This is a genomic window from Pseudonocardia sp. (assembly GCF_025965585.1).
Taxonomy (GTDB): Bacteria; Actinomycetota; Actinomycetes; order Mycobacteriales; family Pseudonocardiaceae; genus Pseudonocardia.
Window position 1 is genome coordinate 1 of record NZ_JAOPWR010000551.1, and the last position, 5,474, is coordinate 5,474.

At 73.1% G+C, this 5,474-nt stretch carries 4 protein-coding genes; 3 read left to right on the forward strand and 1 reads right to left on the reverse strand.

Annotated features, from left to right (window positions below):
- Positions 1–466: 466 nt before the first annotated feature.
- Complete coding sequence (locus tag JWR81_RS34010; RefSeq protein WP_297662179.1) at positions 467–898, forward strand: TIGR03618 family F420-dependent PPOX class oxidoreductase; 432 nt, start codon at positions 467–469, stop codon at positions 896–898.
- A gap of 7 nt (positions 899–905) precedes the next feature.
- Here the strand turns inward: JWR81_RS34010 and JWR81_RS34015 are convergent, their stop codons facing one another.
- The gene (locus tag JWR81_RS34015) at positions 906–1,811 is read right to left on the reverse strand and encodes a proline dehydrogenase family protein (RefSeq protein WP_297662181.1); all 906 of its coding nucleotides are present in this window, start codon (positions 1,809–1,811) and stop codon (positions 906–908) included.
- Between the two features lie 72 nt (positions 1,812–1,883).
- Here JWR81_RS34015 and JWR81_RS34020 point away from each other — a divergent pair, with 72 nt between their 5' ends.
- Together JWR81_RS34020 and pruA are read left to right on the forward strand one after the other, a co-directional pair.
- Positions 1,884–3,491 carry a CdaR family transcriptional regulator gene (locus JWR81_RS34020; RefSeq protein WP_297662183.1) on the forward strand — a complete coding sequence of 536 codons (1,608 nt, stop codon included), beginning with the start codon at positions 1,884–1,886 and terminating at the stop codon, positions 3,489–3,491.
- Between the two features lie 40 nt (positions 3,492–3,531).
- A complete protein-coding gene (gene pruA, locus JWR81_RS34025; RefSeq protein ID WP_297662185.1) occupies positions 3,532–5,151 on the forward strand; it encodes an L-glutamate gamma-semialdehyde dehydrogenase in 1,620 nt (539 codons plus the stop codon).
- Positions 5,152–5,474 lie beyond the last annotated feature (323 nt).

The following is a 5,474-nucleotide window of genomic DNA, read 5'->3' on the forward strand; positions in this document are numbered from 1 at the left end:
CGACCGCGCATGGGCCGACGCGCTCGTTCTCACCTGCGCGAGGGCCGGCCTCGGCCTGCGTGGGGTGTTCCTGAGCAGCGACGGGGGCGTCCGCCGGATCGCCTAGATCTCTGTCCCCCGTTGAGCCAGTTACTCGAGGACGGATGGATATGTCGTGGTCAGGGCGATGGCGCTGCGTCCGGCCGGGTGCGTCGTGCCGTCCCGGCGCGGCCCCCACACGAAGGGGGCTGACCCTGCGGGACGCACACCTCGATGGTGACGGCGAACGAGCCGAGGTCGCCGCCGTCCGCGCGGAGACGCAGCGCGCCGACCAGACACAAACGGGACGCGGCAGCCCGATCCCGCCGGCTCGCCCGGGCCTGGAGGCAGCGGGGCGCTCCGGTGCCGACAGCGACGTGGTCCTCAAGGTCTCGCCGCAACGGGTATCCCCGCTCGTCAAGTCCTGAGGACTGCCAGACTCGGCCCGGTGAGCATCGATCTGGACCCCGTCCGCCGCATCGTCGCGCAGGACTCCGGGCTGGCGAGCGTGGCCGTCGTGCGCGCCGACGGCACACCGCACACCTCGCTGGTTAACGCCGGGGCGCTCGACCACTCCGTCACCGGCGTGCCCGTGGTCGGCTACGTGACGTACGGGCAGGTGAAGCTGCGCAACCTCCGCGCGCGTCCGGCCACCTCCATCCTGTGGCGCGCGGGCTGGCGCTGGGTCGGCGTCGACGGCACGAGCGAGCTGATCGGGCCGGGCGACACCGACGCGGAGTCGCTGCGCCTGCTGCTGCGCGCCGTGTTCGTGGCGGCGGGCGGCACGCACGACGACTGGGACACCTACGACCGGGTCATGCGGGAGGAGGGGCGGGTGGCGGTGCTGGTGGAGCCGGTCAGGGTCTACGGCAACGCCTGAACACCCGCTAGCCCCGGCTGAGCAGCGAGCGGGCGAAGAACAGCAGGTTGGCCGGGCGCTCACCGAGCCGGCGCATGAAGTAGCCGAACCACTCCGTCCCGTACGGCAGGTAGACGCGCAACGCCTCCCCCTCGGCCGCGAGCGCCACCTGGGCGTCGGGCCGGATCCCATGCAGCATCTGCACCTCGTAGGGCCGCCCGCGGCCGAGGAACCGGGCGATCTGCACCAGCCGGGGGTCGTGGGTGGCCACCATCGGTAGCCCCTCGCCGTCCATGAGCACCGTGAGGCAGCGAACGTAGGACAGGTCCACCTCCCGCCGCTCGAACGCCACGCTCGACGGCTCCGCGTACGCGCCCTTGCACAGGCGCACCCGGGAGCCGGGGCCGGCGAGGTCGCGGCAGTCGGCCTCGGTGCGGCGCAGCTGCGACTGCAGCACGGCGCCGACCCACGGGAAGTCCACGCGCAGGTCGCGCACCGCCTGCAGGGTGCGGTCGGTCAGCGTGTGGTCCTCCATGTCGACGGTGACCGTGGTGCCCGCCGCAGCGGCCGCCTCGCACACCTGCCGCGCCGAGTCGAGCGCGACCTTGTCGGCGTCGGCCGGGAGGCTCTGGCCGAGCGCGGAGAGCTTCACCGACACCTCGACACGTCCAGCGAGCCCCTCGTCGCCGATGCGGCGCAGCAGGCCGACGTAGGCGGCGACGATCGTGTCGGCCTGGGCGCGGTCGGTGGTGTCCTCGCCGAGGTGGTCGATCGTCACCAGCCGGTCGGTGGCGAGGTGCCGCGCGACGGCGAGCACGGCGTCGTCATCGGTGCCGGCCACGAACCGGTCGACGAGCGGGTCGAAAGCGCCGGACTCGACCAGGGCGCGGACGGTCCGGGAGCGGGCGGCGGCGTGCAGCGTCGACCTGAGCATGCGAGAACGGTAGGGCGACAGATCTCGTCCAGGCTTGTCCGAACGGACAACATTGGGCCAGTCTCATCGTCCGTGGAAACCACCCTGCGCCAGCTGCTCACCGCGGTCGGCGAACCCCTCGTCGAGCTGCTCGTCGCGCCGACCGGCCTGGACATGCCCGTGACGGGGCTGGCCATCGTCGACCCCGACGACGGACCCGACGAGCACCCCGGCCACCTGGTGCTGGTGATCGGCGCCCGCGGCCGCGACGCGCTGCGCACGGTCCGCACCGTGGCGCGCCGGGGCGCGGCCGCGGTGGCCGTGAAGTCGGGCGAGACCGGCACCGCCGAGCTGCGTGCCGCGGCGGAGGAGGCGGGGGTCGCGCTGCTGACCGTGCGCCCGGAGGTGCGGTGGGAGCGGCTGGAGTCCCTGGCCCGCGCCGTGCTGGACGAGGACGGCGCGCTCGACGACGACAGCCCGGGCGATCTGTTCTCCCTCGCCCAGACGATCGGCCTGCTCACCGGCGGCATCGTCAGCATCGAGGACACGGCCAGCCGCGTGCTCGCCTACTCCCGCTCCGACAGCGACGCCGCCCAGGTCGACGAGCTGCGCCGGCTGTCGATCCTGGGCTGGCAGGGCCCGAGCGACCACCTGCGACTGCTGCGCGAGTGGGGCGTGTTCGACCGGCTGCGGGCGGGCGAGGACGTGGTGCGCGTCGACGAGCGACCGGAGCTGGGCATCCGGCGCAGGCTCGCCGTCGGCATCCACGCCGGTCAGCGCTCGCTCGGCACGATCTGGGTGCAGGAGGGCGCGGCGCCGTTCTCCGAGCGAGCGGAGGACGTGCTGCTCGGGGCGGCCCGCGTGGCGGCAGGGCACCTCATCCGGCAGCGCGGGCACCGGGTGTCGGGGGCGCGGTGGAGCCACGACCTCGTCACGGGGCTGCTCGACGGGCGCGCGAACGCCGAGCTGGTCGCGGCCACGTTCGGGCTGGACGTCCACGCGTCCGCGCTGGTGGTGGCGTTCGCGGTGCGCGCGGTCGGGGCCGAGCAGGAGCTGAGCCTCGCCGAGCTCGCCGAGGTGGTGTCGGTGCACGCCGCCGGCTACCGCCGCGCCGCGCTCACGGCGGCCCTCGGCGCCCGCGTCTACGCCGTGCTGCCCGACGTGCCCCGCGACCGCGCCGAACCGGCCCTGGTGGCGATGTGCGCGGAGGTGGCGGAGCGGATCGCGAGCCGCACGGGAAGCCGCGTGCAGGCCGGCGTGGGATCGGCGGTCGACGGTCTGGTCGCCGTCGCGGGATCGCGCGGGGAGGCCGACCGCGTCCTGGACGCGATGGACGCCGACCGCAGCGTCGCGGTGTTCGGCGACCTGCGCGCCGAGGTGCTGCTGCACCGCACGCTCGAACTGCTGGACGCCCACCCCGACCTGCAGGACCCGGCCGTCGCGCGGCTCGTCGACTACGACCGGAAGCACGGCACCGAGCTCGTCGGATCGGTGGTCGCGTGGCTGGACGCGCTCGGGGATGTCCGCGCGGCGGCCGCGGGACTGACCGTGCACCCCAACACGCTGCGCTATCGGGTCCGGCGCGCGGTGGCTGTCGGCGGTCTCGATCTCGACGACCCGCGGGCGCGGCTGATGCACCACCTCCAGCTTCTCGCAGCTGTCCGATCCGACAAGCCGAGCGGCTCATCATCGTCCGCGTGAACGAATTTCGATCATGCCGGCGCTCCTAGGCTCTGCACCCATGGACGCCGTCACCAGCACGCCCACGCCGCACAACGAGCCCGTCCGCGACTACGCCCCCGGCTCCCCCGAGCGCGCCGGCCTGCAGGGGGCGCTCGCCGAGCTGGGCGGGCAGCAGCACGAGCTGACCGTGACGATCGACGGCCGCCGGCACATGGCGGGCGGGGCGCGGATCGACGTGGTCGCCCCGCACGACCACGCGCACGTCCTGGGCGTCACCGCCAACGCGGGCCACGAGGACGCGAAGGCCGCGGTGGAGTCGTCGCTGCGGACCGCCCCGATGTGGCGCGACCTCCCCTTCGACGAGCGCGCGGCCATCCTGCTCCGCGCCGCCGACCTGCTGAGCGGCCCGTGGCGCCAGCGGCTCAACGCGGCGACGATGCTGGGCCAGTCGAAGACCTGCTATCAGGCCGAGATCGACGCGGCGTGCGAGCTGGCCGACTTCTGGCGCTTCAACGTGGCGTTCGCCCGCCAGATCCACGAGAACCAGCCGATGAGCGGTCCCGGCGTGTGGAACCGGCTCGACTACCGCCCGCTCGAGGGCTTCGTCTACGCGATCACACCGTTCAACTTCACCGCGATCGCCGGCAACCTCCCCACCGCGCCCGCACTGATGGGCAACACGGTGATCTGGAAGCCGTCGCCCACCCAGGGCCTCGCCGCGCACCTCACGCTGCAGCTGCTCGAGGAGGCAGGGATGCCGCCCGGCGTCATCAACCTGCTCACCGGCGACGGTCGCGACGTCTCCGAGGTGCTGCTCGCCGACCCGGCGCTCGCGGGCATCCACTTCACCGGAAGCTCGGCCACGTTCCAGCACCTGTGGGGCCAGGTCGGGGCGAACATCGGCAGCTACGCCACCTACCCGCGACTCGTCGGCGAGACCGGGGGCAAGGACTTCGTGCTCGCCCACCCCTCCGCCGACGTCGACGTGCTCCGGACGGCCCTGGTGCGCGGGTCGTTCGAGTACCAGGGGCAGAAGTGCTCGGCGGCGTCGCGCGCGTTCGTCCCGCGCTCGGTGTGGACGAGGCTGCGCGACGACCTGGCGTCCGAGGTCGACGCGCTGACCATGGGAGACGTCGTCGACTTCTCCAACTTCATGGGCGCGGTCATCGACCGCCGCGCGTTCGACAAGGTCACCGCGGCGCAGGAGATGGCCCGTGCCGAGCTGGAGGTCATCGCCGGTGGCACGTCCGACGACGCAGTCGGCTACTTCGTCCGGCCGACGGTCGTCGTCGGCACCGACCCCACCCACGCGGTGTTCCGCACCGAGTACTTCGGCCCGCTGCTGGCCGTACACGTCTACGACGACGGCGACTTCGACGCCGTGCTCAAGCAGGTCGACAGCGGCGCGCCCTACGGCCTGACCGGCTCGATCGTCGCCCGCGACCGCGCGGCCGTGGCGCGGGCGTCTGCGGCGCTGCGGTTCGCCGCGGGCAACTTCTACGTCAACGACAAGCCCACCGGCGCCGTCGTCGGCCAGCAGCCATTCGGCGGCGGGCGCGCGAGCGGCACCAACGACAAGGCGGGCTCGGCCTACAACCTGCTGCGCTGGGTGAGCCCGCGGACGATCAAGGAGACGTTCGTGGCGCCGACCGCCTCGGGCCACCCCCACCAGGGCTGACCGCTCCACCCCGCGATACGAGCGGCACGTCCGGGCGACCCCTCGCCCGGACGTGCCGCTCGCAGGTGAGGACCGGGTGTGGTGAGCGACTCTCCGTACCGACTTCCCCTCCGACCCAGGTGGTGATTAGCATAAGACAACTAAGTATTGCGGATGCCTACTGCGCGGGGAGTTGTGGTCGAGATGGCAGTCGTCGAACAGGCGGTGGTGCGGGGGACACCGGACGGGAAGCCGGCACCGGGCCCCAACTACAAATGGGTCGCGTTGTCGAACACCACGCTCGGCCTCCTCATGGCGACGATCAACTCCTCCATCGTCCTGAT

Bases quoted from the DNA above. Each gene is read 5' to 3' on its own strand.
- JWR81_RS34015 (WP_297662181.1), bottom strand. From the start codon at position 1,811: ATGCTCAGGTCGACGCTGCACGCCGCCGCCCGCTCCCGGACCGTCCGC.
- pruA (WP_297662185.1), top strand. From the start codon at position 3,532: ATGGACGCCGTCACCAGCACGCCCACGCCGCACAACGAGCCCGTCCGC.